The organism is Pseudomonas sp. MWU13-2100 (assembly GCF_023242365.1).
Taxonomy (GTDB): domain Bacteria; phylum Pseudomonadota; class Gammaproteobacteria; order Pseudomonadales; family Pseudomonadaceae; genus Aquipseudomonas.
The window spans coordinates 61,092-85,201 of sequence record NZ_JALLIX010000019.1 but is presented as its reverse complement, the minus strand read 5'-3'; the positions used below and the strand labels follow the sequence as shown (position 1 = coordinate 85,201).

Sequence of the window (24,110 nt, the reverse complement as noted above, 5' to 3'; positions counted from 1 at the left end):
AAAAATCAGGGCCCTGTCATGAAAAGAATATTTGGCAAACTCTACGTACAAGTCCTTATCGCGGTCCTCCTCGGCGCCCTCGTCGGGGTACTCGTTCCCGAAACCGCCGCCGCGCTCAAACCCCTGGGTGACGCGTTCATCAAACTGATCAAGATGCTGCTCGCACCGGTGATCTTCCTGACCGTGGTCACCGGGATCGCCCGCATGGAAAGCATGAAGGAGCTGGGCCGGGTTGGCTTTCGGGCGTTGCTCTACTTTGAAGTGGTGTCCACGCTGGCATTGCTCATCGGCCTGGTGGTGGTCGATCTGTTCAAGCCCGGCGCCGGCATGAACATCAACGTCGCCAGCCTGGACACCTCCAGCCTGGCCACCTACACCTCCGCGGTGAAACACGACTCGTTCATGGACTTCGTCATGAACATCATCCCCGACACCATCGTCGATGCGTTCGCCAAGGGCAACGTCCTGCAGATCCTGCTGTTTTCCATATTGCTCGGTATTGCCCTGGCCAATGTGGGGCCGCGGGCAAAGGTCTTCGTCGATACGTTGGAGAGCCTGATGCAGGGCATGTTCCGAATCGTCAACATGGTCATGCGCCTGGCTCCCATCGGTGCCTTCGGCGCCATTGCCTTCACCATTGGTAAATACGGATTTGGCTCGCTGTTCTCACTTGGCAAGCTGATGGCCTGTGTCTACCTTACCTGTGTGGTGTTCGTGATCTTCGTCCTGGGCCCGATCTGCCGCTACAGCGGTTTCAGCCTGTGGAAATTTCTGAAGTTCATCAAGGAAGAACTGTTCACTGTGCTTGGCACCAGTTCGTCGGAGTCGGTGCTGCCGCAGATGATCGCCAAGATGGAAAAGGCCGGTGTCTCCAAACCGGTTGCCGGGATGATCATTCCCTCAGGCTTGACCTTCAACCCGGATGGCCAGGCGATCTACTACAGCATTGCCGCCATCTTCATCGCCCAGGCGACGAATACCCCGCTGACCCTGGCCGATCAATTGATCGTGCTGGCGGTGCTGATGTTCACTTCCAAGGGCTCCGCGGGGGTAACCGGTTCTGGATTCATCATCCTGGCGGCGACCCTGTCTTCCCTGGGGACCATTCCGGTCGCGGGAATGATGCTGTTGCTGGGTGTCGACCGCTTCATGTCGGAAGCACGAGCGATCACCAACACCATAGGCAACGGCGTTGGCACCCTGGCTATCGCCAAATGGGTCGGGGCGCTGGACACGGTGAAGATGCACAAGGCACTGAATGGCGAGGTCGTGGAGAAGACGTCCGAGACGGCTTTGTCGGAGATCAGCCCGGCTTATGTACCGCCGGGAGCAGAGGGCGTGTTGCCAGGCCTGAAGAACGCCTCTCAGGCATAAAAGATGGAGCGTTGAACGGGAGCTGGCCAGGGGGCGTGTCATCAACGCATCGAACACTACGACGATTGCCGCTGCCGACTTGTTTGCCGTCAAACAGGGCAAGGAAACGCTCTGTGCTATCGCACTGGTGACGATGCGCAATATCCCCCTCAAGGCCTGAAGCGTCAGGGGGGATATTCGGGCTGATAAAGCCGTCCAGGCTTGAAAGTCGGATGTTGACAATGGCCCAACGGATTTTGTCGGCATCAAAGCACGGCGAGCCGAGCGCCGAGGGTGTCAAGAAAGATTCTGGTTTTACTCGGCGTAAAGCGTCTGGAGGGCAGTAGGGCGTAGATCGGCGCGTCGGCACTGCGCCACTCACGCAGGATATGAACCAGGCGGCCGGCGGCGAGGTCGCCGGCCACGTCGATTCTGGATTTGAGCATGATCCCATGACCGCCAAGTGCCCAATCGCGCACGGCATCGCCACTGTTGGCCTGGAGCCGCGAGCGCGGTTGGAAATCGAATACTTCGTTTCGTGGGCCTTCCAGGTGCCATGGCTGCGAGAGATTGTTGAAGCGCAGACACCAGTGATGCTCCAGATCCCGTGCACACCCGGGCTCTCCATGACGCTCGAGATACGCGGGTGCGGCTACCAGAATCCGGTAATTGTCAGCCAGCTTATGCATGATCGCGCTGCTATCCCGAGGTTGGCCGATACGCACCGCGACATCGATCCGTTCATGCGTCAGATCGACAATTCGGTCATCAAGCCTGAGTTCGATATCCAGCTTCGGATGGCGTTCGACCAGTTCAGCCACCAACGACACCAGGTGAATGCGTCCGAAAGAAATGGGCGAACTGACTCGGAGCATGCCGAACGGCTCTTCACCGCCCCGGGTCATGCGCGACTCCGCCGCCTCAAGCTCCTCGAGGATCCGATCGACATGGGCAATCAGGGCCAGCCCCTCATTGGTCGGGGACAATGTTCGTGTGGTCCGGTTGATCAACCGCTGTCCCGCGCGGCGCTCCAGTGCCATGAGTCGTTTGCTGACCACCGCCAGCCCTACGCCCAGGTCACGCGCCGCCGCTGACAGGCTGCCGCAGACCAGGATCCGCTGGAAGGTACGAAGCTCGTTGAGGTCGTCCAACATACTGTCAACCCTTGTTCAATAATCTATCTACCGGTAGCCATATTCTAATCCACGGGGCAAGAGGCAACACTCTCCGTAGTTGAGCGAAAAACCTCTACATCAACCGATCTCGTCGGTTTGCCGTCCCATCAAGGAATCCTGACCATGCAACAACATTCCAACCTGTCCCGTTCCCGCATCGCGGCCCTGTTCTTCGCCCTGACACTTTCAGGCGTTGTATCTGCCGCGCCCGCTGAGCTGGTAAAACCCGGCGTACTGGTGATCGACAAGAGCCTGGCGCCCGCGCAGCGGGAGATCATGGAAAGCATCGCCCGACGTTACGACACGTTCTGGAACACGGGCGAAGAAAGCTTCGCCCGTGAGGCGCTGGCGGACAACTTCATCGACAAGACCCCGCCCGCAGGCCGCAAGCAGGGGCCGGAAGGACCGCTGCTGGCGTCCCGGGCGTTTCGTGGCGCGGTGCCGGACTTGCGATGCGAGATCGAGCAAATGATCATCGCCGGCGACCGGGTAGTGACGCACCTGCATTTTCGCGGGCACTTCACCGGCACCTTTGGCGAGACCAAAGGCAGTGGGCAAGCCGTGGATTTCATCGCTACCGATATCTACCAGATTGAAAATGGCAAGATCGCCGCGAACTGGCATATCGAAGACAACCTGGTGCTGATGAAGCAGTTGGGTGTGTTATGAGTCACAGGGTCTGATATTCACGACGGGTGTCATCAATACCTACGGCTTGCGCTCAGCCAGCTCCTCCAGCAGATCGGCGGAGGGCACGAAGAACAGCCGTTGGTGAACGCCGGGTCTTCATCCCCGACCATGGTGAAATCGACCGCCTCGTGACCCACCGGGTTTTCCGTGCCATCGACAAAACCGACCATGCTGCGCATGTCGAAATAACGGAAGCCCTGGACTTCATCGACGACCGTGACCGCATCGCCAAGACGGGTGAGCAATTGCGTGGCCAATTCGAAACACAGGTCCATCTGGTCTGCCCGGATATGCAGCAGGATATCGCCGGCTGTCGTCACCGCTCGCCGACCCTCCACACCTATTTCCCGGAAGGCGTGCAGCGAGGCCGGGCGCGGGCCGCTGAACAGGCGATCCCAGGCACTGGAGCGCTTGCGGAGCAGGCTTGCGCTCGGTCGAGGGTGAAAGGGTTGTCGTTGCAGACTCCACACGCGACGGGACAGGTTTGAAAGACTGGAAAATAGCAGATTGCGGTTCTGAGGCTACAATCGAGTGAAGAGCGCGCAAACGCAGTGGAGAAAACCCAGGCGCAGCCGATACACTGCTGTCCTGATTTCCCCGAGTGTGTTTGCGATGACCCTCACCGACGCTGTCCTCATCCTCCTGCTGGCGGCCCGCATCCATGGCACGGATGACGCTGTGCGGGCATCGGCGAAAAGCTGCGTGAAGAAATTGCCCCGTGGCAAGCGCGAGCTGATCTACAACGTGATCAACAGCCACAGTCCGATGGACATGGTGGCGTTGATGGCCGAGAACCTGCAGTTGGACGACTAGGCATTCGGGGCGCCGCCGGGCTAATCCTCGAAGCTGACCTGCTCGTGGATCCCGTCCACCTTCAATTCCAGTCGATAGGCCACGGCGATAAACAGCGCCTGGCACAGGCACAGGCTTGCACTCAACGAACGAAAGGCGAACGAGCTGCCCTCATTGACCAGCAACGCCGTGCTGGCGCGCTTGACCAGCGGCGACAGGTTGCTGTCGGTAATGGTCAGGGTTTTCGCCTGGTGCAATTGCGCGATCCGCAGGCACTGCTGGGTTTCCTTGGCGTACGGCGAGAAGCTGATGGCAATCACCAGATCGTTGGCGCGCACGCTGCGCATCTGTTCGCGGTAACTGCCGCCCAGGCCCGAAACCAGGTGAATGCGCTTGTGGGTGTGCTGCAGGTTGTAGACCAGGTAATCGGCCACCGCGAATGAACGGCGCACCCCTACCACATAAATATTATCGGCATTCACCACCAGATCCACGGCGGCGTCGAACGCCTGGTCGTCCAGTTCCAGGCCCAGGCGTTCAATACCCGAGAGGGTGGCATTGATGCATTCGCGCGCCAGGTCGGCGGCGCTGGCTTTCTGCGACTTGTTGTCGATCAGGCTGCGGATCCGCTGTTGGTAATTCTGCGCCGGCGTGGTCTTGTGGGTATACGCCTGGCGAAACAACGCCTGCATTTCACTGAAACCGCTGAAACCGAAACGCTGGGAAAAGCGCACGATGGCCGAGGGATGCACTTCGCATTCCTGGGCGATATCGCTGATGCGGTCGACCATGATCCGGTCGCTCTGCTGGCTCATATAGGTGGCGATGCGCTTGAGCTGGCGCGGCAGGCTTTCGTATTCCTCGGTGATCAGCTGCAGCAGACGCTCGGCATTGATCGGAGGGCTGGCGATATCGCCCTCGGGTGCACTGTCGGTCATGGCCGGCTGATCGGTGCGGGACATAGGAAATCCTTCTGGTGTGTGCTTGTGGCTGGGTAGCTGCGCCTAGTCTACAGGGGCAACGCCAATAAAATCTTGAGTACGGAGTCAGGTAGGGCGATGCTGAATCGATCCACCTCGAGGCTTCCGTCACACTGAAGTGTAATGGAAAATATATTCCATATAAAAAATAATAGAAAATATATTGAATGTCGCCAACGGACGTTCTAGTCTGGCCTCACACCAAAAGTGTTCGCGCCTCCAGCGCAGCGAACGCAGGCTGATAAAAATAACAGGAGCCAGCATGGGCCAGACTCGTTTTGCCAGTGGGCGTCAATTGGATCTGATCTGCCTCGGGCGCCTTGGCGTCGATCTCTATGCGCAGCAAGTCGGGGCGCGGCTGGAGGATGTCTCGAGCTTTGCCAAATACCTCGGCGGATCCTCCGCCAACATTGCCTTCGGCGCCGCGCGGCTGGGGGTGAAGTCGGCGATGTTGAGTCGGGTAGGGGACGACCATATGGGGCGCTTCCTGGTCGAATCCTTGGCCCGCGAAGGCTGCGATACCCGCGGTATCAAGGTCGATCCGCAACGTCTGACCGCCATGGTGCTGCTCGGTCTCAAGGACCGCGAAACCTTCCCCCTGGTGTTCTACCGCGAGAACTGCGCCGACATGGCCCTGCGCGCCGAAGATATCCGCGAGGACTTTGTCGCCTCGAGCAAGGCCTTGCTGATTACCGGTACTCACTTCTCCACCGCCGGGGTCTACAAGGCCAGTATCCAGGCCCTGGACTACGCCGAAAAACACAACGTCCAGCGCGTGCTCGATATCGATTACCGCCCGGTGCTCTGGGGCCTGACCGGCAAGGCTGACGGCGAGACCCGTTTTGTCGCCGACCAGCAGGTCAGCCAGCATGTGCAAGCCATCCTGCCGCGCTTCGACCTGATCGTCGGCACTGAAGAAGAGTACTTGATCGCCGGTGGCAGCCAGGATCTGCTCACGGCGCTGCGCACCGTGCGCGGGCTGACCGCGGCGACCCTGGTGGTCAAGCTCGGTGCGCAAGGTTGCACGGTGATTCATGGGCCGATTCCGGCGCGTCTCGAAGACGGCGCCATTTACCCGGGCGTGCGGGTCGAAGTGCTCAATGTGCTGGGTGCCGGCGATGCCTTTATGTCGGGCTTCCTCTGCGGGTGGCTGGAGGAGGCCAGCGATGAGCGCTGCTGCCAACTGGCCAATGCCTGTGGCGGCCTGGTGGTGTCGCGGCATGCCTGCGCCCCGGCGATGCCGACCCGCGCCGAACTCGATTATCTGTTCAACAGCCCGCTGCCGATTACCCGGCCCGACCAGGACTTGACGCTGCAACGCCTGCATCAGGTCAGCGTGCCGCGCAAAGCCTGGCGGCAATTGTTCATCTTCGCCTTCGACCATCGTGGGCAACTGGTGGAACTGGCCCATAAGGGCGGTCGCGATCTCAACAGCATCGGTGAACTCAAGCTGCTCTTCATCAAGGCCGTCGAGCGGGTCGAGGCCGATCTGCGTCAGCAGGGTATCGAGGCGGATGTCGGCCTGCTGGCCGACCAGCGCTTTGGCCAGGATGCCTTGAATGCCGCGACCGGTCGCGGCTGGTGGGTCGCGCGGCCGGTGGAAGTCCAGGGCTCACGGCCGTTGGCCTTCGAGCAGGGTCGCTCCATCGGCAGCAACCTGATTGCCTGGCCCCAGGAGCAGATCATCAAATGCCTGGTGCAATTCCACCCGGATGACGAGCCTATGCTGCGTCTGGAGCAGGAGGCGCAGATCAAGGCCCTGTACCAGGCTTCGCAGGTCAGCGGCCATGAATTGCTGCTGGAAATCATCCCGCCCAAGGATCACCCCTCGACCTATCCCGATGTGCTCTATCGTGCCCTCAAGCGCCTGTACAACCTGGATATCTACCCGGCCTGGTGGAAGATCGAAGCGCAAAGCGCCGCCGAATGGGAACAACTCGACGCGCTGATTCAAGAGCGTGACCCTTATTGCCGGGGCGTGGTGCTGCTGGGCCTGAACGCGCCGGCCGCAACCCTGGCGCAGGGCTTCCAGCAGGCCAGCCAGAGCCGGACCTGTCGCGGCTTTGCCGTCGGCCGGACGATTTTCCAGGAGCCGAGCCGGGCCTGGATGGCCGGTGAAATTGATGATGAAGCATTGATCCGGCAGGTGCAGGCGACATTTGTCGGCCTGATCGATGCCTGGCGTGCGGCGCGCGGCTGAGCAAAGTATCTGATTGATGCACTTAAGCCTGGACACCCACCTTGTGGGAGCCGGATTTATCCGCGAAGAGGCCCCTGAGGTCGCCAAAAGCTTCGCGGGCAAGCAGCGCTCCCACAGGTGATCAGTTGAATATTTTAGAGAAAACAATAATAGGTGCAGCCATGCCCGCTATCCGAATTGGCATCAACCCGATCTCCTGGAGTAACGACGACCTGCCTTCCCTGGGCGGCGAGACACCGCTGAGTACCGCCTTGAGCGAAGGCAAGACCATCGGCTACGAAGGGTTCGAGCTCAACGGCAAATTTCCCAAGGACGCCAAGGGCGTCGGCGATGTGCTGCGGCCTTACGACCTGGCCCTGGTTTCCGGTTGGTATTCCAGCCGCCTGGCCCGGCGCTCGGCGGCCGAGGAAATCGACGCCATTGCCAGTCATGTCGAATTGCTCGCGCAGAACGGCGCCAAGGTGTTGGTCTACGGCGAAGTCGCCGACTCCATTCAAGGCCAGCGCATTGCGCTGGTGGAGCGCCCGCGGTTTCACAGCGAGCAGGCCTGGCGGGAATACGCCGACAAACTCACCGAGCTGGCGCGCTTCACCTGGTCCCGCGGTGTGCGCCTGGCCTATCACCACCATATGGGCGCCTATGTCGAATCGCCGGCCGACATCGATAAATTGATGGCGCTGACCGGCAACGAAGTCGGCCTGCTGTTCGATTCGGGCCATTGCTACATGGGTGGCGGCGAGCCGCTCGAGGTGCTGCGCAAACATATCGGGCGGATCTGCCATGTGCACTTCAAGGACGTGCGCAAGCCGGTGGTGCAACTGGCACGCAACAACCTCTGGAGCTTCCCGGACTGCATCGTCAACGGCACCTTCACCGTGCCCGGCGACGGCGATATCGACTTTGCCGCGCTGCTGGATGTGCTGCTGGCCGCCGATTATCACGGCTGGCTGGTGGTCGAGGCCGAACAGGACCCGGCCGTCGCACCTAGCTATATCTACGCCAAGAAGGGCTTCGACACCTTGCGTGGCTTGCTCGACCGGAGGACCGGACAATGAGCCTGCTGATCAAGAGTCACGCCAAGGGCCGGACCCTGGTCGAGTTGCCGGCCGGCACCCTGCAGTATGTCGGCTTCGCCGCCTATCGCCTGAGTCTGGGCGAAAACCTGCCGGTCAGCGCCGGTGACCAGGAGCTGTGCCTGGTGCTGCTCGGCGGTCGGGTCAGCATCAAGGGCGAGGCACCGGGGCAGGGCGCCTTCGACTGGGACAATATCGGCGATCGCCAGTCGGTGTTCGAAGATAAATCGCCCTATGCCGTCTACCTGCCGCCCGGCAGCCAGGCCCAGGTGGTGGCGTTGAGCGATGTGCAGATTGCCGTGTGTGCCGCGCCCGGCTCGCCGACGGCGGGCCATGGCCCACGGCTGATCACTCCGCAAGGCATGAAGCGCAGCGTGCGCGGCAAAGGCGCCAATACGCGCTATGTCTGCGACATCCTGCCGGACACCGAACCTGCGCACTCGCTGCTGGTGGTGGAAGTACGCACGCCGTCCGGGCATTCGTCGAGCTATCCGCCGCACAAGCACGACACCGATGACTTGCCGCACCAGAGCTTTCTCGAAGAGACCTACTACCACCAGGTCAACCCGCCCCAGGGCTTTGTCTTTCAGCGCGTGTACACCGATGACCGTTCCATCGACCAGGCCATGGCCGTGGAAAACAGCGACCTGGTGGTGGTGCCCAAGGGCTATCACCCGGTCAGCGTACCCTACGGCTACGAGTCGTATTACCTGAACGTGATGGCCGGGCCCAAGCGTGTCTGGCAGTTCCATAACGACCCACGGCACAGCTGGCTGTTGGATCTGTAGTTCCTGCGCGATTTCAACTTTCGGATGGAGAACAAGAATAATGACCCAGCCCCTGCGTTTCGCCCTGAACCGTATGGTTGCTCCACGTTTGTCACTGCCGCAGTTCATTGAACTGGCGGTGGCCCTGAAAGCCGATGCCATCGAGATCCGCAACGATCTCATGGGCGTCGAGATCGAAGACGGTACACCGGCCGTGCGGGTCCGTGAGCTGTGCGCGGCCCGCGGCATCAAGGTGCTGTCGATCAACGCCCTGTACCCCTTTGATGTCTGGAATGCCGAGCGCCGTTCGCAAACCCTGGCTCTGGCGGCCTACGCCCGCGATTGCGGAGCGCAGGGGCTGGTGATGTGCCCATTCAACGACCGCGACGACCCGCGCTCGGAAGCGCAGCGCAACGCCGGCTTGCGCACGGCCCTGAGCGAGCTGGCGCCGATTCTGCGCGAGTACGGGATTCTCGGTTTTATCGAACCGCTGGGTTTCGCGGAGTGCGCACTGCGGCGCAAGCGCACGGCAGTGGAGGCGATCAGGGCGATCGGCGGGCTGGATGTGTTCCGCCTGGTGCATGACACTTTTCATCATCACCTGGCCGGCGAGCAGGAGTTCTTCCCCGAACTGACCGGCCTGGTGCACATCTCCGGGGTCGAAGACGCGCAAGCACCGCTGTCGACTATCCGCGACGGCCATCGGGTGCTGGTGGGCGAGGCCGATATCCTCGGCAATGCGGCGCAGATCGAGGCCTTGCGCACCAGCGGCTACAGCGGCTATCTGTCATTCGAGCCCTTTGCCGAAAGCATCCATGGGCGGGTGGATATCCAGCAGGCACTGGGCGCGAGCATGGCCCATCTGCAACAGGCATTGGCGGTGCAAGCATGAGCACGGTACGACTGACCATGGCCCAGGCGCTGGTGAAGTTTCTCGACAACCAGTATGTCGAGGTCGATGGGGTGCAAAGCAAGTTCGTCGCCGGGGTTTTCACCATCTTCGGCCACGGCAATGTGCTCGGCCTCGGCCAGGCGCTGGAACAGGACAGCGGCGACCTGGTGGTCCACCAGGGCCGTAACGAGCAAGGCATGGCCCACGCCGCCATCGGCTTTGCCAAGCAGCACCTGCGGCGGAAAATCTACGCCTGCACCTCATCGGTCGGCCCCGGTGCGGCGAATATGCTCACCGCCGCCGCGACGGCGACCGCCAACCGTATTCCCTTGCTGCTGCTGCCCGGCGATGTCTACGCCAGCCGCCAGCCGGACCCGGTGCTGCAACAGATCGAGCAGTTCCATGACCTGAGCATCAGCACCAACGATGCCTTCAAGGCGGTCAGTAAGTACTGGGACCGCATCAACCGTCCGGAACAGTTGATGAGCGCGGCGATCCACGCCATGCGGGTGCTCACCGATCCGGCGGAAACCGGCGCGGTGACCCTGGCGCTGCCGCAGGATGTCCAGGCCGAAGCCTATGACTATCCCGATTACTTCCTGCAAAAGCGCGTACACCGCATCGACCGCCGTCCGGCCACCGAGGCCATGCTCGACGACGCCGTGGCGCTGCTCAAGGGCAAGCGCAAACCTTTGATCATCTGTGGCGGCGGGGTCCGTTACTCCGGGGCTAATGCAGCGTTGCAGGCGTTTGCCGAACGTTTCGACATCCCCTTCGCCGAGACCCAGGCCGGCAAGAGCGCGGTGGTCTCCAGCCATCCGCTGAACGTCGGCGGCATTGGTGAAACCGGCTGCCTGGCGGCCAACCTGCTGGCCAAGGAAGCCGACCTGATCATCGGCATCGGTACCCGCTACTCGGACTTCACCACCGCGTCGAAATGGCTGTTCCAGCATCCCGAGGTGCAGTTTCTCAATCTTAATATCAGCCCCTGCGATGCCCTGAAGCTCGATGGCGTGCAGGTGCTGGCCGATGCCCGTTGCGCTTTGCAGGCGTTGTCCACGGCGCTGGGCGAGTACCGCGCCGGTTGGGGCGAGCAAACACGCCAGGCCAAGGCCCGGCTGGACGAGGAGGTCGACCGGGTGTACCGGGTCGAGTACCAGGACCAGGATTTCGTCCCGGAAATCAACGACCACATGGACCCGGCGGTGCTGCGCGAATTTATCGAGCTGACCGGTTCCTGCCTGACCCAGAGCCGGGTGCTCGGCGTGTTGAACGAAACCCTGGCCGATGATGCGGTGATCGTCGCGGCGGCCGGCAGCCTGCCCGGCGACCTGCAACGCAGCTGGCGCAGCAAGGGCGTGAACACCTACCACGTCGAGTACGGCTATTCCTGCATGGGCTACGAGGTCAATGCCGCCCTCGGGGTGAAGCTCGCCGAGCCTGCGCGCGAGGTCTATGCGCTGGTCGGCGACGGCTCCTACATGATGCTGCACTCGGAGCTGGTCACCTCGATCCAGGAGCGGCGCAAGATCAATGTGATCCTGCTCGACAACATGACCTTCGGCTGCATCAACAACCTGCAGATGGAACACGGCATGGACAGCTTCGGCACCGAGTTCCGTTTCCGCGATCCGGCCACCGGCAAGCTCGACGGCGATTTTGTCCCGGTGGACTTCGCCATGAGCGCGGCGGCCTACGGCTGCAAGACCTACAAGGTCAACACCCTCGAGCAGTTGCAGGCGGCCCTGGCCGATGCACGGTTGCAGACGGTGTCGACGCTGATCGATATCAAGGTCCTGCCCAAGACCATGATTCACAAATACCTGTCCTGGTGGCGGGTCGGCGTGGCGCAAGTCTCCACCAGCGCGCGCACCGATGCCGTGGCCAAGACCCTCAATGAACGACTGGCCAAGGCGCGTCAGTACTGAGCCCTTGCAACGAACAACATGCACGTCAACAGGAGTTTTCCCATGTCTTTAAAGCTGGGTGTCATCGGCACCGGTGCCATCGGTCAGGATCACATTCGTCGTTGCAGCAAGACCCTGCTCAACAGCCAGGTGGTGGCGGTGACCGACATCAACCTGCAACAGGCGGCCAAGGTGGTCGCCGACCTGCAACTGACCGCCGAGGTTTACCTGGACGGTCATACGCTGATCAATGCGCCGGAAGTCGAGGCGATCCTGGTCACCTCCTGGGGGCCGAGCCACGAGGAGTTCGTGCTGGCGGCGATTGCGGCCGGCAAGCCGGTGTTCTGCGAGAAGCCGCTGGCGGTCACCGCCGAAGGCTGCCGTAAAATCGTCGCCGCCGAAGTGGCCCACGGCAAGCGCCTGGTGCAGGTCGGTTTCATGCGTCCCTACGATGAAGGTTACCGGGCCCTCAAGGCGGTGATCGACAGCGGCCAGATCGGCGAACCGTTGATGCTGCATTGCGCCCATCGCAACCCGAGCGTGGGCGAGAATTACAAGACCGACATGGCCATCACCGACACCCTGATCCATGAACTGGACGTGTTGCGCTGGCTGCTGGCCGACGACTACGTGTCGGTGCAGGTGGTGTTCCCGCGCAAGACCAGCAAGGCCCTTGCCCACCTGAAGGACCCGCAGATCGTCCTGCTGGAAACCGCCCGGGGCACGCGGATCGACGTCGAGGTCTTCGTCAACTGCCAGTACGGTTATGACATCCAGTGCGAAGTGGTCGGCGAAACCGGGATTGCCAGGTTGCCGGAGCCCTCGCAAGTGCAACTGCGCAGCGGCGCCAAGCTGTCCAATGCAATCCTGATGGATTGGAAGGACCGCTTTATTGCCGCCTATGACGTCGAGTTGCAGGCGTTTATCGATGGTGTGCGTGCCGGCCAGGTCGGCGGTCCGTCGGCCTGGGATGGCCTGGCGGCGGCGGTAGCGGCGGATGCCTGCATCGAAGCCCAGGGCAGTGGGGCGATTGTCCGGATCGGGCTGCCCGAGCGCCCGCACTTCTACGGCTAAGGCAACGAATCGAACCGGATGATGCTTGAGCGCGTCACCCGCGAGCTTTGCCAGTAAGGCCCAAAGATTAAAAAAGAAAATAAATTTCTAAAACAGATTGATATGGAAATTATTTTCTAATAAAGTCAATTTCAGGTTGTCGACGGCTGACGATCGTTCGCTTGCCGGTCACTGAAAGAGTCACGCTTGATCCATAAAACCAACAAGAATGTGGAGAAAGACTTTTCATGAAAACCAAGATCCGCTTCACCTCCCTTGCCCTGTCCCTGATGCTCGCCAGCGGTGCCGCCTTCGCCGATATGAAGATTGGTGTGAGCATGTCGCAGTTCGATGACACCTGGCTGACCTACCTGCGTGAATCCATGGACCAGAAAGCCAAGTCCATGCCCGACGGTGTGAAACTGCAGTTCGAAGACGCCCGCGGCGACGTGGTCAAGCAACTGAGCCAGGTGGAAAGCTTCGTCAGCCAGAAAGTCGACGCGATCATCGTCAACCCGGTGGACACCGCCGCGACCCGGAAAATCACCGATGCGGCGGTCAAGGCGGGGATTCCCCTGGTCTACGTCAACCGCCGGCCGGATGACCTGAACCTGCCCAAGGGCGTGACCACCGTCGCCTCCAACGACCTTGAAGCGGGGCAGATGCAGATGCAGTACCTCGCCGAGAAAATGAACGGCAAGGGCGACATCGTGATCCTCCTCGGTGACCTCGCCAACAACTCCACCACCAACCGCACCAAGGGCGTCAAGGAAGTCCTGGCCAAGTACCCGAACATCAAGATCGAGCAGGAGCAGACCGGTACCTGGTCGCGGGACAAGGGCATGACCCTGGTCAACGACTGGCTGACCCAGGGCCGCAAATTCGATGCCGTGGTCGCCAACAACGACGAGATGGCCATCGGCGCGTCCATGGCGCTGGAGCAGGCCGGGGTGAAAAAGGGTAGTGTGCTGATTGCCGGTGTCGACGGTACCCCCGATGGTCTGCGTGCGGTGACAAAAGGCGATATGACGGTCTCGGTGTTCCAGGATGCCAAGGGCCAGGCGGTCGGTTCTCTCGACGCCGCGGTGAGGATGGCCAAGCATGAGCCGGTCGAACAGGCGGTGTGGGTGCCGTATCGCCTGATCACTCCGCAAAACGTTGCTCAGTTCAAATAGTCAGTCCGTTCAATAACAACAATAAACAAGCAAGGTCGCACTGCCCGCCTTGCTGATGGAGTACCTGATCATGTTCGCTTCAGCGACTGCTTCGAGCAACCCGCTGGTGGGTATCCAGCCAATCGCCCTACCTGTCGATGAGCCGTACCTGCTGGAGATTGTCAACGTCAGCAAGGGTTTTCCCGGGGTAGTGGCGCTGTCCAACGTACAACTGCGGGTCCGCCCGGGGTCGGTGCTGGCCCTGATGGGCGAGAACGGTGCCGGCAAATCCACCCTGATGAAAATCATCGCCGGCATCTACCAGCCGGACGCCGGTGAGCTGCGCCTGCGCGGCAAGCCGGTAGTCTTCGACACGCCGCTGGCGGCCTTGCAGTCCGGGATCGCGATGATCCACCAGGAACTCAACCTGATGCCGCACATGAGCGTCGCCGAGAACATCTGGATCGGCCGCGAGCAGCTCAACGGCTTCCACATGATCGACCACCGGGAAATGCACCGCTGCACGGCAAAACTGCTGGAACGGCTGCGCATCGACCTCGACCCGGAGGAGCACGTCGGCAACCTGAGCATCGCCGAACGGCAGATGGTCGAGATCGCCAAGGCGGTGTCCTACGACTCCGACATCCTGATCATGGATGAACCGACCTCGGCCATCACCGACAAGGAAGTCGCCCACCTGTTCTCGATCATTGCCGACCTCAAGTCCCAGGGTAAGGGCATCATCTACATCACCCACAAAATGAACGAAGTGTTCGCCATCGCCGATGAAGTGGCGGTGTTCCGCGACGGTGCCTATATCGGCCTGCAACGGGCCGACAGCATGGATGGCGACAGCCTGATCTCGATGATGGTCGGGCGCGAGCTGAGTCAGTTGTTCCCGGTGCGTGAAAAGCCGATCGGCGATCTGCTGCTGTCGGTACGCGACTTGCGCCTGGATGGCATCTTCAAAGGGGTTTCATTCGACCTGCATGCCGGCGAGATCCTCGGTATCGCCGGGTTGATGGGCTCGGGCAGGACCAATGTCGCCGAGGCGCTGTTCGGCATCACCCCGAGCGATGGCGGTGAAATCCGTCTCGACGGCCAGCCGGTGCGGATCAGCGACCCGCACCTGGCGATCGGGAAGGGCTTTGCCCTGCTCACCGAGGACCGCAAGCTCAGTGGCCTGTTCCCGTGTCTTTCGGTCATGGAGAACATGGAAATGGCCGTGCTGCCGCATTACGTCGGCGGCAACGGTTTTATCCAGCAGAAAGCCTTACGCGCCCTGTGCGAGGACATGTGCAAGAAGCTGCGGGTGAAAACCCCGTCGCTGGAGCAGTGCATCGACACCTTGTCCGGGGGCAACCAGCAAAAAGCCTTGCTCGCCCGTTGGCTGATGACCAACCCGCGGATCCTGATTCTCGACGAGCCGACCCGTGGCATCGATGTCGGCGCCAAGGCCGAGATCTACCGGCTGATCGCCTACCTCGCCAGCGAAGGCATGGCGGTGATCATGATTTCCTCGGAGCTGCCGGAAGTGCTCGGCATGAGCGACCGGGTGATGGTCATGCACGAGGGCGACCTGATGGGTACCCTCGACCGTGGCGAGGCGACCCAGGAGCGGGTCATGCAACTGGCCTCCGGAATGACCGCGGTTCACTAGTTGTTCAATGAACAGAGGCCGACGGCGGTGCTCCGCCGCGGTAACGCGATAGAAGGGTGAGTGGTTATGAACGTGATACTGGAAAACAAGCCTGCAACGGTGCCGGTCAAGAGTCGCCGGCGCCTGCCCACCGAACTGAGCATCTTCCTGGTGCTGATCGGCATTGGCCTGGTCTTCGAGCTGTTCGGCTGGATCGTGCGCGACCAGAGTTTCCTGATGAACTCCCAGCGGCTGGTGCTGATGATCCTGCAGGTCTCGATCATCGGCCTGCTGGCGATCGGCGTCACCCAGGTCATTATCACCACTGGCATCGACCTGTCGTCGGGCTCGGTGCTGGCGCTCTCGGCGATGATCGCCGCGAGCCTGGCGCAGACCTCGGACTTCGCCCGGGCGGTGTTTCCGTCGCTGACCGACCTGCCGGTGTGGATCCCGGTGGTTGTCGGGCTCGGGGTCGGACTGCTGGCGGGAGCGATCAATGGCAGCATCATCGCTCTGACCGGGATTCCACCCTTCATTGCCACCCTGGGCATGATGGTTTCGGCCCGCGGCCTGGCGCGTTACTACACCGAAGGCCAGCCGGTGAGCATGCTCTCGGATTCCTATACGGCCATCGGTCATGGTGCGATGCCGGTGATCATCTTCCTGGTGGTGGCGTTGATCTTCCACATTGCCCTGCGTTACACCAAGTACGGCAAGTACACCTACGCCATCGGCGGCAACATGCAGGCGGCGCGCACCTCCGGGATCAACGTCAAGCGTCACCTGGTGATTGTCTATAGCATCGCCGGGCTCCTGTCGGGACTGGCCGGGGTGGTCGCTTCGGCGCGTGCCGCCACCGGGCAGGCGGGCATGGGCATGTCCTACGAGCTGGATGCGATTGCCGCCGCGGTGATCGGCGGGACCAGCCTGGCCGGTGGGGTGGGGCGCATTACCGGCACGGTGATCGGCGCGCTGATCCTCGGGGTCATGGCCAGCGGCTTCACCTTTGTCGGGGTCGATGCCTATATCCAGGACATCATCAAGGGCTTGATCATCGTAGTCGCGGTGGTCATCGACCAGTACCGCAACAAGCGCAAGCTCAAGCGCTGAGCGAACCACCAACCAAAAGGGCCTTTTCAGGCCCTTTTTGCGTACGGGTGTTTCTCGTTCGCAAGGGTCAGGCCATGCTTGACTGAATGGCAGCTGAAACCCGTTTTTTCGATATGTCAGGCAGATAGCTCACAACAGCCTGATAAACCTCGTCCACCGAAATATTTTCCATCCCGTCTTTGCGAATGATGGTGTGATGGCTGTGCACGGGATAGGGGCCCGTCTGCGCCGGGTCGGTTTTTCCGCAGAGCAGGACCATCGGTCGCTCTACCGCACAGGCGACGTGCATCGGGCCGGTATCGCCGGTCAGCAGTAACTGGCAGCGCTGGAGTACCGCCGCGAGTTGGCCGACATTGGTCTTGCCGATGAGATTCAGGATATGTGGGTGAGCGGTCAGCGCATCGGCCGCAAAGGCTTCGCTGGATGAGCCCGTGAGCACCACATGAATCGCCGGGTGTTGCGACACCAGGCGCTGTACCAGTTGATCGAAGCGCTTGAAAGACCAGCTCCGGGTGTCTTTGGTCATCAGGAAAGGAAACAGCTTGTACAAGAAGCGCTGACCCTTTTTCGAAATCTGATGACAGCCCATGTGCAAGGCAATCACAAAAGGTTCAGGGGACGCGGGGATACTCTTGAGTAACCGATCGGCGTCCGCCTTGTCCTGTGCATTGACATTGAGCTCATAGGGGCCCGCTGGAAACTCGGCCGCCGACGGCAGTTGCCGAAGCACAAAGCGATAAAAGTTTTCCGAGTAATGAAAGGCGCCGTCATAACGAGGCAGCATCAATACCCCGGGGACATCTTTCAGATACTCGTTGACCTTGTTGATGTTCTGTAGTGGCAATACAGCGTCGTACTCGGCGGCCAGTTCGGCAATGGGGCGTTCCTTGGCGGAGTACAGCGTGTTGATGCAACTGTTATGGGCGAGCAGTTCATGGGACAGCCCCGACAGCGCCACGGCATCGATTTGAGCATGCGGTTTTGCCAGGCGCAGGGCACGGATGCCGGGCGTTGCAAACAGGGTATCGCCCAGGCGATGTGGAGCAACCAGCAGAATTTTTTCTGCTGTCTGTAGCGGGCTACTTGTCATGCGCGATGGATCCGATTTGAGGTCGACGGCGATTTTTCGCGAAGGCGACAGACTATCGTAAAAGTGGGGGAACTTTCCAATCGGCGGGTCTTTCCAGTGATTTTCCAGGCTTCAGACGCTCCTTCGTCACGCGGTGCTGAAGAAAACCGCGGCCAGGCCGATAGCCTTGTGGCCGGGATCGCCTGCTATCCTGCCGTGGCCTGTTGCCTTCCGTCCCCGTTAAATGCGAGATCCCGCCATGTTGTTGAGAAATATACGGATTGCACCCCGAGCGTTCATCGGTTTTGCCGCCATTGCCTTGCTCAGCGTGTTCCTGGGCGTATTCGCGTTGAAGCAGATTCGCGACGTCCAGGCCCAGGCCGCCGATATCCAGAACAACTGGTTGCAGCGGGTGCGGGTGCTGGCGTCGGCGAATGCTTCGCTGGACCGTTACCGTCTGGGTTCCATGGCCCATATCCTGTCCTCCAGCGCCGCGGACATGAAAGTCTACGAGGACAAATCGGCCGGGCGCTTGCAAAGCGTGCATGAGCAAATGTCGATTTACGCCGGCTTGCTCACCAACGGCGACGACAAAGGGCGTTTGGAAGCCTTCAACCGCAGCCTGGAAGCCTACGCCAAGAATCACCTCGAGTTGCTCAGGTTGTCGCGGCAAGGTGATAAGGCCGGCGCCAACAGCTACCTCTCGACCATCCGCGAATCCTATGAGCAGATGACCAAGAACCTCGATGACCTGATCGAACATGCCAACCAGGGCGCGGAGCTGGCCGGCAAACAGTCGGCCAGCACCTATGACAACGCGGTGGCGGGCATCGGCCTGGTGATTCTGCTGGTGGGTGTCGGCACCGTGCTGGTGGCGTGGCTGCTCACCCGCAGTATTACGGTGCCGATCATCGAGGCGGTCCAGGTCGCGGAAACCATCGCCAAGGGCGACCTGACACAGCCGATCAACCCGGCCGGCAGCGACGAAGCCAGTCGCTTGCTCGCGGCCCTGGCGGTGATGCAGGGCAGCTTGCTCACCACCCTCAAGCAGATCACCCATTCCTCGACCCAACTGGCCTCGGCGGCCGAAGAGTTGAACGCGGTGACGGCCGAGGGCAGTCGTGACCTGCAACAGCAGCATGGTGAAATCGAACAGGCCGCTACCGCCGTGACCGAGATGACCAGCGCCATTGAAGAGGTGGCCAGGAATGCCTCGTCCACCTCGAACCTGTCCCAGGACTCGCGAGCCATTGCGCTGAAGGGCCAGCAGCGCATGGTTGAGGCGGTGACGGCGATTGTCGCGCTGACCCGCGGCGTCGAGGTCAGTTCCGAGCAGATCGGCGGCCTGGCGGAGCAGGCGCAGGGCATCGGCAAGGTGCTCGATGTGATTCGCACCATCGCCGAGCAGACCAACCTGCTGGCGCTCAATGCCGCCATTGAAGCGGCGCGCGCCGGTGAGGCCGGTCGTGGCTTTGCGGTGGTGGCGGATGAAGTGCGGGCCCTGGCCCATCGGACCGCGCAGTCGACCCGGGAAATCGAAGAGATGATCGGCAGCATCCAGACCGGCACCGCCAGCGCTGTGAGCGGCATGCACAACAGCAGCAACATGACCCGCCAGACCCTGGAGCTCGCTGAAGCGGCCAAGACCGCGTTGGCGGAAATCGTCGAGGCGAATGACGAAATCAATAATCGCAACCTGGTCATCACCACGGCGGCCGACGAGCAAGCCCATGTGGCCCGCTCGGTGGATCGCAATCTGCTGAATATCCGCGAGTTGTCGATCCAGTCTTCCGAAGGCTCGCACCAGACCACGGTGGCCTCGCAGTCCCTGGCCCACCTGGCCACCGAGCTCAACACCCTGGTCAAGCACTTCCAGGTCTAGACGCCTTGAGGGCTGTCAGCCGGGACGTTGCCGCTGACAGGCTTCAGATCGCCCGGAGGACCACGATGCCCGGGGTTTTCCTGACGTAATCCAGGAACGGTGAATCCACCACCTTGTGGTTGGCTTCGCGGGCGGAGGCGTTGCGCAGCACCGGGCCCTTGTCGGTCATGATGAAGATACCGGTGTGGGTGACATCCAGCCCTTCGGCCGGGGTGTAGATGCCGATGTAGTCACCGGTTTTCAGGCGGCTGACCACGGCATCGTCGATCCACTCGCTGGGAATGTAGGTGATGGCGCGTTCGACCGTGCCCACCGACGGGATCAGCGTGCCGCCGGAGCCGTCCCCTTGTGCGTTCAGGACCTTGGTGACCGTGGTCGCCCGGGGGCTGGCCTGCGTCGTCACGTCCCGGGCGTTGAGGGGCTGGGTGTGCGCCCAGTCGGTGAAGAAGTGCTTGCGTTCGGCGTAACTGACCTTGCCCTCGGCGTAGCGTGTGCGCACCAGGTTCTCGACGAAGCGCGGCAGGCTGTCGGATTTGCGCAGGGCCTCGACATAATCCAGGTAGGTAAAGCAATCCAGGCCACGGAAGTCGATCACCAACTGTTCCGGCGCGGTTGCGGAACCGACCAGCATATGCGCGACATAAGGCGTGCCGAGGAAGTTGGCGGAGATATTCTTGATCCGTTCGCCTTGCTCGTGACCGGCGTGCTTGAGGACCCGGGTTTCGATGAACTCGATCTTGTGACGTGTGTAGTCGTCCAGCGTAACCTGGTCACCTGGGTGCTGCCGGGTGGTGAAACCACTCAGCGCCAGCATCAGGGGCAAGCCCGATACCAACGCGATAACCTTGTTCATGCGCTCTCCGCAGGGGCACAGAGGCCTTTATCGGCCACCGCGCTGGGACATTGATTTTACATCACTGGGGTGACGACTCAATGAAACCTGGCGGTTTTGCCTTTGTTATATCTTAATCGAATAAAATGATGATTATTAATTCCTTTTATAAGTTTCAGGGCTGGCGCATTTTAGCCTCCAGCATCTGATGCTCAGGTGCAGCTCCCACCACGAAAAGGAACCAACCCCATGACGATCAAAGCGATCAACGTTCGTAACCAGTTCCGCGGCGTCATCAAGGAAATCCTCATTGGTGAGGTGTTGTCCGAGATCGACGTGCAAACCGCGTCGGGAATTGTCACCTCGGTGATTACCACGCGTTCGGTGCGCGACCTCGAACTGGCGGTAGGCAGTGAAGTGATCGCCTTCGTCAAATCCACCGAAGTCTCGATCGCCAAGCTCTGACGGAGCGATAATTTCAGGCGCTGACGATCAACTCGATCCGGCAACCCGGCTGGGCGTCCTGCACCTCAAGGCGCATGTCATGCAGCCGCGCCACCGCCGCCACCATGCTCAACCCCAGCCCGTTGCCCGGCGTGTGCCGACTGGATTCGGAACGGTACAGCCGTCGGAACACCGCTTCGCACTCGGCTTCGGGAATCCCCGGACCATTATCCACCACGCACAGTCCGCGTCTGTCCGGGGTATCCAGCACCGCCACCCGGACCCGGCTGTGGTCGGGCGAAAACTTGATGGCGTTGTCCAGCAGGTTGCAGGTTGCATCGAACAGCAGCTGCGCATCGCCGAAGATCAGACAGGGCTCGGGCGTGCCGCTCAAGGTCAGCTCGATGCCACGCTCTTCGGCCAGCGGCTCGAAGAACTCGGCGGCATCGGCGGCGATCCGGTTCAGATCGATCTCGGCAAAGCTGCTGCGCCGGGCACTGGCTTCTATCTCGGAAATCCGCAGCAGGGCGCGGAAGGTCGACAGCAAGCCCTGGGCGTCCTCGATGGCGTTGTCGATGGCCGCCTGGTATTCCTCTTCCCGCAGGTGCCGGCGCTGGGCCCGCTCCAGGCCCGCGAGCAGGCGGGTGAGGGGGGTGCGCAAATCATGGGCGATATCGTCGCAGACGCCCTTGACCTCATTCATCAGGCGCTCCAACTCGTCGAGCATCTGGTTGACCACCGTGGCGATGCGGTCGATATCGTCGCGGTTGCCGCGGGTCGGCAGGCGTTCGTTGAGGTCGCCCTTGACGATGCGCTCGATGGAGCGGGTCAGCACGTCCAGCCGGCGGCGCGCCGAGTAGCCCAGCCCGACCGCCCCGAGCAAGCCCACCAGCAGCAACAGCGAGCCGCCGGAGACCATCGCATTGACCAGCAACTCGTCGAACTCGCGAATGTCATGGATATCCTGGCCCACCATCAGGGTCTGGCCATTGTCCAGGCGATGCATCATGAAACGGATCGGCCGGTCCTTTCTCCGGGTTTTCTCCCAGTAGAATTCGTTGGGTTTGTCATAGCCCTTGAAGGCCGGCATTTGACTGACCGCCCCGGCAATCAGCTGGCCCTGGGCATCGTAGAGGCCGTGGGGCAGGCGACCGTCGATGTCCTGTTCGGAGTGTTTGCGGATTTCCGCCAGGCGCAGGTCGTCGGGCTGCGCGCTGCGGTTGTCGATCTGCCGATACAGGGCCGTATCGACCTCGGCCATCAGGTAGCCGGCAGTCTGCCAATAGAGGTAACCGAACAGCGCGAGGAACGAACAACTGAACAGCGCCAGGGACATCAGCGCCGTGCGGAAACTGATGGTGCGGGGGATTTCACGCAGGTGAACGGAGAACATAGCCGGCCCCGCGAATGGTATGGATCATCGGTTCTTCGCCTTCGCCATCGACCTTGCGGCGCAAACGGCCCATATGCACTTCGATGACATTGGTGCGTTCGTCGTAGGCGTAGTTCCACACCGCCTCGAACAGCATGGTCCGCGTCACCACCTGCTCGGCGTGCTGCACCAGGTATTCGAGCAGGGCGTATTCCCGGGGCAACAGCTCCACCGTCCGCTCACCGCGCTTGACGATGCGTTTGAGCAGGTCCAGCTCCAGGTTGCCGACCCGCAGGCGGTTGACCCGCTCCTCGCTGGGGGCGACCCGACGGCGGCTCAAGGCATCGAGGCGGGCGGTCAGTTCGATGAATTCGAAGGGCTTGGTCAGGTAGTCGTCGCCGCCGGCGCGCAGGCCGCGTACCCGTTCGTCCAGCGCACTGAGGGCGCTGAGGATCAGCACCGGCGTGGCGATGCCCGAGGCACGCAGGGCGGTGAGCATGCCCAGGCCATCGAGGGCGCCGGGGAGCATGCGGTCAAGGACGATGACGTCGAAGCTGTCGCTGATGGCGCGCACCAGGCCGTCGCGACCGTTATCGACATGGGTGACGTCGAAGCCGTGGTCTTGCAGCGCGGCTTCGATCTCCCGGGCGGTGGCGGGGTCGTCCTCGACGACCAGAACATGGGTCATGGGCACTTCGCAGAATGAGAGAGGGTGGTAGTCTTGCACAGACCCCGGAGAGTCTGGCGGGCCAGTGAATCGTGATTGGCTGGTCGACCGGCATAGTGTGCCAAACCGGGTTTATCTGAAAGGTCGCGTCAATATGAAAAAAAGTTTAGCTGAGTCGCCGCGGAGCCGGTCTTGAGAATCCTGGTCATCGAGGATGACGCCCGGGCGGCCAGTTACCTGGTGCGCGGGCTCAATGAAAGCGGGCATGTCGCCGATACCGTCGACGATGGCCGCAGTGGCCTGGACATGGCTCTGGAAGGGATCTATGACGCCTTGATCGTCGACCGCAAGCTGCCGGGGATGGACGGTATCGCGCTGGTCCAGGCACTGCGGCGCCAGGGCCTGCGCACCCCGGTGCTGATGCTCAGTGCGCTGGATTCCACCGCCCAGCGGGTCGAAGGCTTGCGCGCCGGGTGTGACGATTACCTGGCCAAGCCCTATGCCTTTGTCGAGGTGCTCGCCCGGCTCGAAGCCTTGCAGCGTGGCCGCGACCCGGTGGTGGGGCTGTCGCGCACCTTGCGAGTCGGTAGCCTGCAACTGGACTGCGCCGCGCGCACCGCTACCCGCGAAGGGCAGGTCATCACCCTGCAGCAGCGCGAGTCGCTGATCCTGGAAAAGCTCATGCGGCACAGCGATGAGGTGGTCACCCGCAGCATGTTGCTGGAGAGTGCCTGGGACTATGACTTCGACCCCATCGACAATGTGATCGATAAACACATCTATCGGTTGCGCCGCAAGCTCGATGCCGGGTTCAGCCATTCGCTGATCCAGACCGTGCCGGGGGTGGGCTACCGTTTGCTACAGGACGGCGAAGAACCCCTGTAGGGGCCTGGCTTGCCAGCGAAGAGGGCCTCAAGATCGCTAAAAGCTTCGCGGGCAAGCTCCGCTCCCACAAGTGACCGCGGTCACATGATATTTACCTAAACTAAAATTTAGCTTTGGAGGAGCGGGACGCGGGCCTGCGCCTGATAGCTTCGGAATCTGATCAATGGCTCTGCC

At 61.4% G+C, this 24,110-nt stretch carries 21 protein-coding genes and 2 pseudogenes; 16 read left to right on the top strand and 7 right to left on the bottom strand.

The window, feature by feature from the left end; genetic code table 11:
- The first annotated feature begins 18 nt into the window (after positions 1-18).
- Complete coding sequence (locus M5B99_RS15290) at positions 19-1,374, top strand: dicarboxylate/amino acid:cation symporter (RefSeq protein ID WP_248804837.1); 1,356 nt, start codon at positions 19-21, stop codon at positions 1,372-1,374.
- 245 nt (positions 1,375-1,619) lie between these two features.
- Here the strand turns inward: M5B99_RS15290 and M5B99_RS15285 are convergent, their stop codons facing one another.
- A complete protein-coding gene (locus M5B99_RS15285) occupies positions 1,620-2,507 on the bottom strand; it encodes a LysR family transcriptional regulator (RefSeq protein WP_248804836.1) in 888 nt (295 codons plus the stop codon).
- A gap of 144 nt (positions 2,508-2,651) precedes the next feature.
- On the opposite strand from M5B99_RS15285, the gene M5B99_RS15280 reads away from it, so the two are divergent.
- Complete coding sequence (locus tag M5B99_RS15280; RefSeq protein WP_248804835.1) at positions 2,652-3,197, top strand: ester cyclase; 546 nt, start codon at positions 2,652-2,654, stop codon at positions 3,195-3,197.
- A 95-nt stretch (positions 3,198-3,292) separates the two neighbouring features.
- Here M5B99_RS15280 and M5B99_RS15275 read toward each other — a convergent pair.
- Positions 3,293-3,625: pseudogene (locus M5B99_RS15275) on the bottom strand (Dyp-type peroxidase); the annotation flags it as partial.
- A 205-nt stretch (positions 3,626-3,830) separates the two neighbouring features.
- Here M5B99_RS15275 and M5B99_RS15270 point away from each other — a divergent pair.
- Positions 3,831-4,031 carry a hypothetical protein gene (locus tag M5B99_RS15270; RefSeq protein ID WP_248804834.1) on the top strand — a complete coding sequence of 67 codons (201 nt, stop codon included), beginning with the start codon at positions 3,831-3,833 and terminating at the stop codon, positions 4,029-4,031.
- Between the two features lie 20 nt (positions 4,032-4,051).
- Here the strand turns inward: M5B99_RS15270 and M5B99_RS15265 are convergent, their stop codons facing one another.
- Positions 4,052-4,972, bottom strand: coding sequence for a MurR/RpiR family transcriptional regulator (locus tag M5B99_RS15265; protein ID WP_248804833.1), 921 nt, complete (start codon positions 4,970-4,972; stop codon positions 4,052-4,054).
- Positions 4,973-5,252: 280 nt separating this feature from the next.
- On the opposite strand from M5B99_RS15265, the gene M5B99_RS15260 reads away from it, so the two are divergent.
- From M5B99_RS15260 to M5B99_RS15220, 9 genes are all read left to right on the top strand, one after another.
- Positions 5,253-7,190, top strand: a complete 1,938-nt coding sequence (locus M5B99_RS15260) for a bifunctional 5-dehydro-2-deoxygluconokinase/5-dehydro-2-deoxyphosphogluconate aldolase (protein ID WP_248804832.1) — start codon at positions 5,253-5,255, stop codon at positions 7,188-7,190.
- 161 nt (positions 7,191-7,351) lie between these two features.
- Positions 7,352-8,245 (top strand): myo-inosose-2 dehydratase, encoded by an 894-nt coding sequence (gene iolE / locus M5B99_RS15255; protein ID WP_248804831.1) that lies wholly within the window; start codon positions 7,352-7,354, stop codon positions 8,243-8,245.
- Entirely contained in the window at positions 8,242-9,051 is an 810-nt protein-coding gene (iolB, locus tag M5B99_RS15250; protein ID WP_248804830.1) for a 5-deoxy-glucuronate isomerase, read from the top strand. Before iolE ends, iolB begins: the two co-directional genes overlap by 4 nt.
- A 40-nt stretch (positions 9,052-9,091) precedes the next feature.
- Entirely contained in the window at positions 9,092-9,922 is an 831-nt protein-coding gene (locus tag M5B99_RS15245; RefSeq protein ID WP_248804829.1) for a TIM barrel protein, read from the top strand.
- The gene (iolD, locus tag M5B99_RS15240; protein WP_248804828.1) at positions 9,919-11,850 is read left to right on the top strand and encodes a 3D-(3,5/4)-trihydroxycyclohexane-1,2-dione acylhydrolase (decyclizing); all 1,932 of its coding nucleotides are present in this window, start codon (positions 9,919-9,921) and stop codon (positions 11,848-11,850) included. The genes M5B99_RS15245 and iolD overlap by 4 nt, the downstream gene beginning before the upstream one ends.
- Positions 11,851-11,892: 42 nt before the next feature.
- On the top strand, positions 11,893-12,903 hold the full coding sequence (locus tag M5B99_RS15235) for a Gfo/Idh/MocA family oxidoreductase (RefSeq protein ID WP_248804827.1): 1,011 nt from the start codon (positions 11,893-11,895) through the stop codon (positions 12,901-12,903).
- A gap of 227 nt (positions 12,904-13,130) precedes the next feature.
- Positions 13,131-14,057 (top strand): sugar ABC transporter substrate-binding protein, encoded by a 927-nt coding sequence (locus tag M5B99_RS15230; RefSeq protein WP_248804826.1) that lies wholly within the window; start codon positions 13,131-13,133, stop codon positions 14,055-14,057.
- A 70-nt stretch (positions 14,058-14,127) separates the two neighbouring features.
- A complete protein-coding gene (locus tag M5B99_RS15225; RefSeq protein ID WP_248804825.1) occupies positions 14,128-15,696 on the top strand; it encodes a sugar ABC transporter ATP-binding protein in 1,569 nt (522 codons plus the stop codon).
- A 66-nt stretch (positions 15,697-15,762) separates the two neighbouring features.
- A complete protein-coding gene (locus tag M5B99_RS15220) occupies positions 15,763-16,785 on the top strand; it encodes an ABC transporter permease (RefSeq protein WP_248804824.1) in 1,023 nt (340 codons plus the stop codon).
- Positions 16,786-16,852: 67 nt separating this feature from the next.
- Here the strand turns inward: M5B99_RS15220 and M5B99_RS15215 are convergent, their stop codons facing one another.
- Positions 16,853-17,875: a glycosyltransferase family 9 protein gene (locus M5B99_RS15215; RefSeq protein WP_248804823.1), complete on the bottom strand. Its 1,023-nt coding sequence runs from the start codon at positions 17,873-17,875 to the stop codon at positions 16,853-16,855.
- A 223-nt stretch (positions 17,876-18,098) separates the two neighbouring features.
- Between M5B99_RS15215 and M5B99_RS30270 the strand changes: the two are divergent.
- Both M5B99_RS30270 and M5B99_RS15210 read left to right on the top strand, forming a co-directional pair.
- Positions 18,099-18,653: pseudogene (locus M5B99_RS30270) on the top strand (MCP four helix bundle domain-containing protein); the annotation flags it as partial.
- Between the two features lie 21 nt (positions 18,654-18,674).
- A complete protein-coding gene (locus M5B99_RS15210; RefSeq protein WP_412548738.1) occupies positions 18,675-19,736 on the top strand; it encodes a methyl-accepting chemotaxis protein in 1,062 nt (353 codons plus the stop codon).
- Between the two features lie 43 nt (positions 19,737-19,779).
- Here M5B99_RS15210 and M5B99_RS15205 read toward each other — a convergent pair whose 3' ends face one another.
- Complete coding sequence (locus M5B99_RS15205; RefSeq protein WP_248804821.1) at positions 19,780-20,589, bottom strand: DUF1460 domain-containing protein; 810 nt, start codon at positions 20,587-20,589, stop codon at positions 19,780-19,782.
- 228 nt (positions 20,590-20,817) lie between these two features.
- Between M5B99_RS15205 and M5B99_RS15200 the strand changes: the two genes are divergently transcribed.
- A complete protein-coding gene (locus M5B99_RS15200; protein WP_100941607.1) occupies positions 20,818-21,033 on the top strand; it encodes a TOBE domain-containing protein in 216 nt (71 codons plus the stop codon).
- Between the two features lie 13 nt (positions 21,034-21,046).
- Here the strand turns inward: M5B99_RS15200 and M5B99_RS15195 are convergent, their stop codons facing one another.
- Entirely contained in the window at positions 21,047-22,405 is a 1,359-nt protein-coding gene (locus M5B99_RS15195; protein ID WP_248804820.1) for a sensor histidine kinase, read from the bottom strand.
- On the bottom strand, positions 22,383-23,072 hold the full coding sequence (locus tag M5B99_RS15190; protein ID WP_248804819.1) for a response regulator transcription factor: 690 nt from the start codon (positions 23,070-23,072) through the stop codon (positions 22,383-22,385). The genes M5B99_RS15195 and M5B99_RS15190 overlap by 23 nt, the downstream gene beginning before the upstream one ends.
- A 171-nt stretch (positions 23,073-23,243) precedes the next feature.
- Between M5B99_RS15190 and M5B99_RS15185 the strand changes: the two genes are divergently transcribed.
- Positions 23,244-23,936 carry a response regulator transcription factor gene (locus tag M5B99_RS15185; RefSeq protein WP_248804818.1) on the top strand — a complete coding sequence of 231 codons (693 nt, stop codon included), beginning with the start codon at positions 23,244-23,246 and terminating at the stop codon, positions 23,934-23,936.
- Positions 23,937-24,110: the final 174 nt, after the last annotated feature.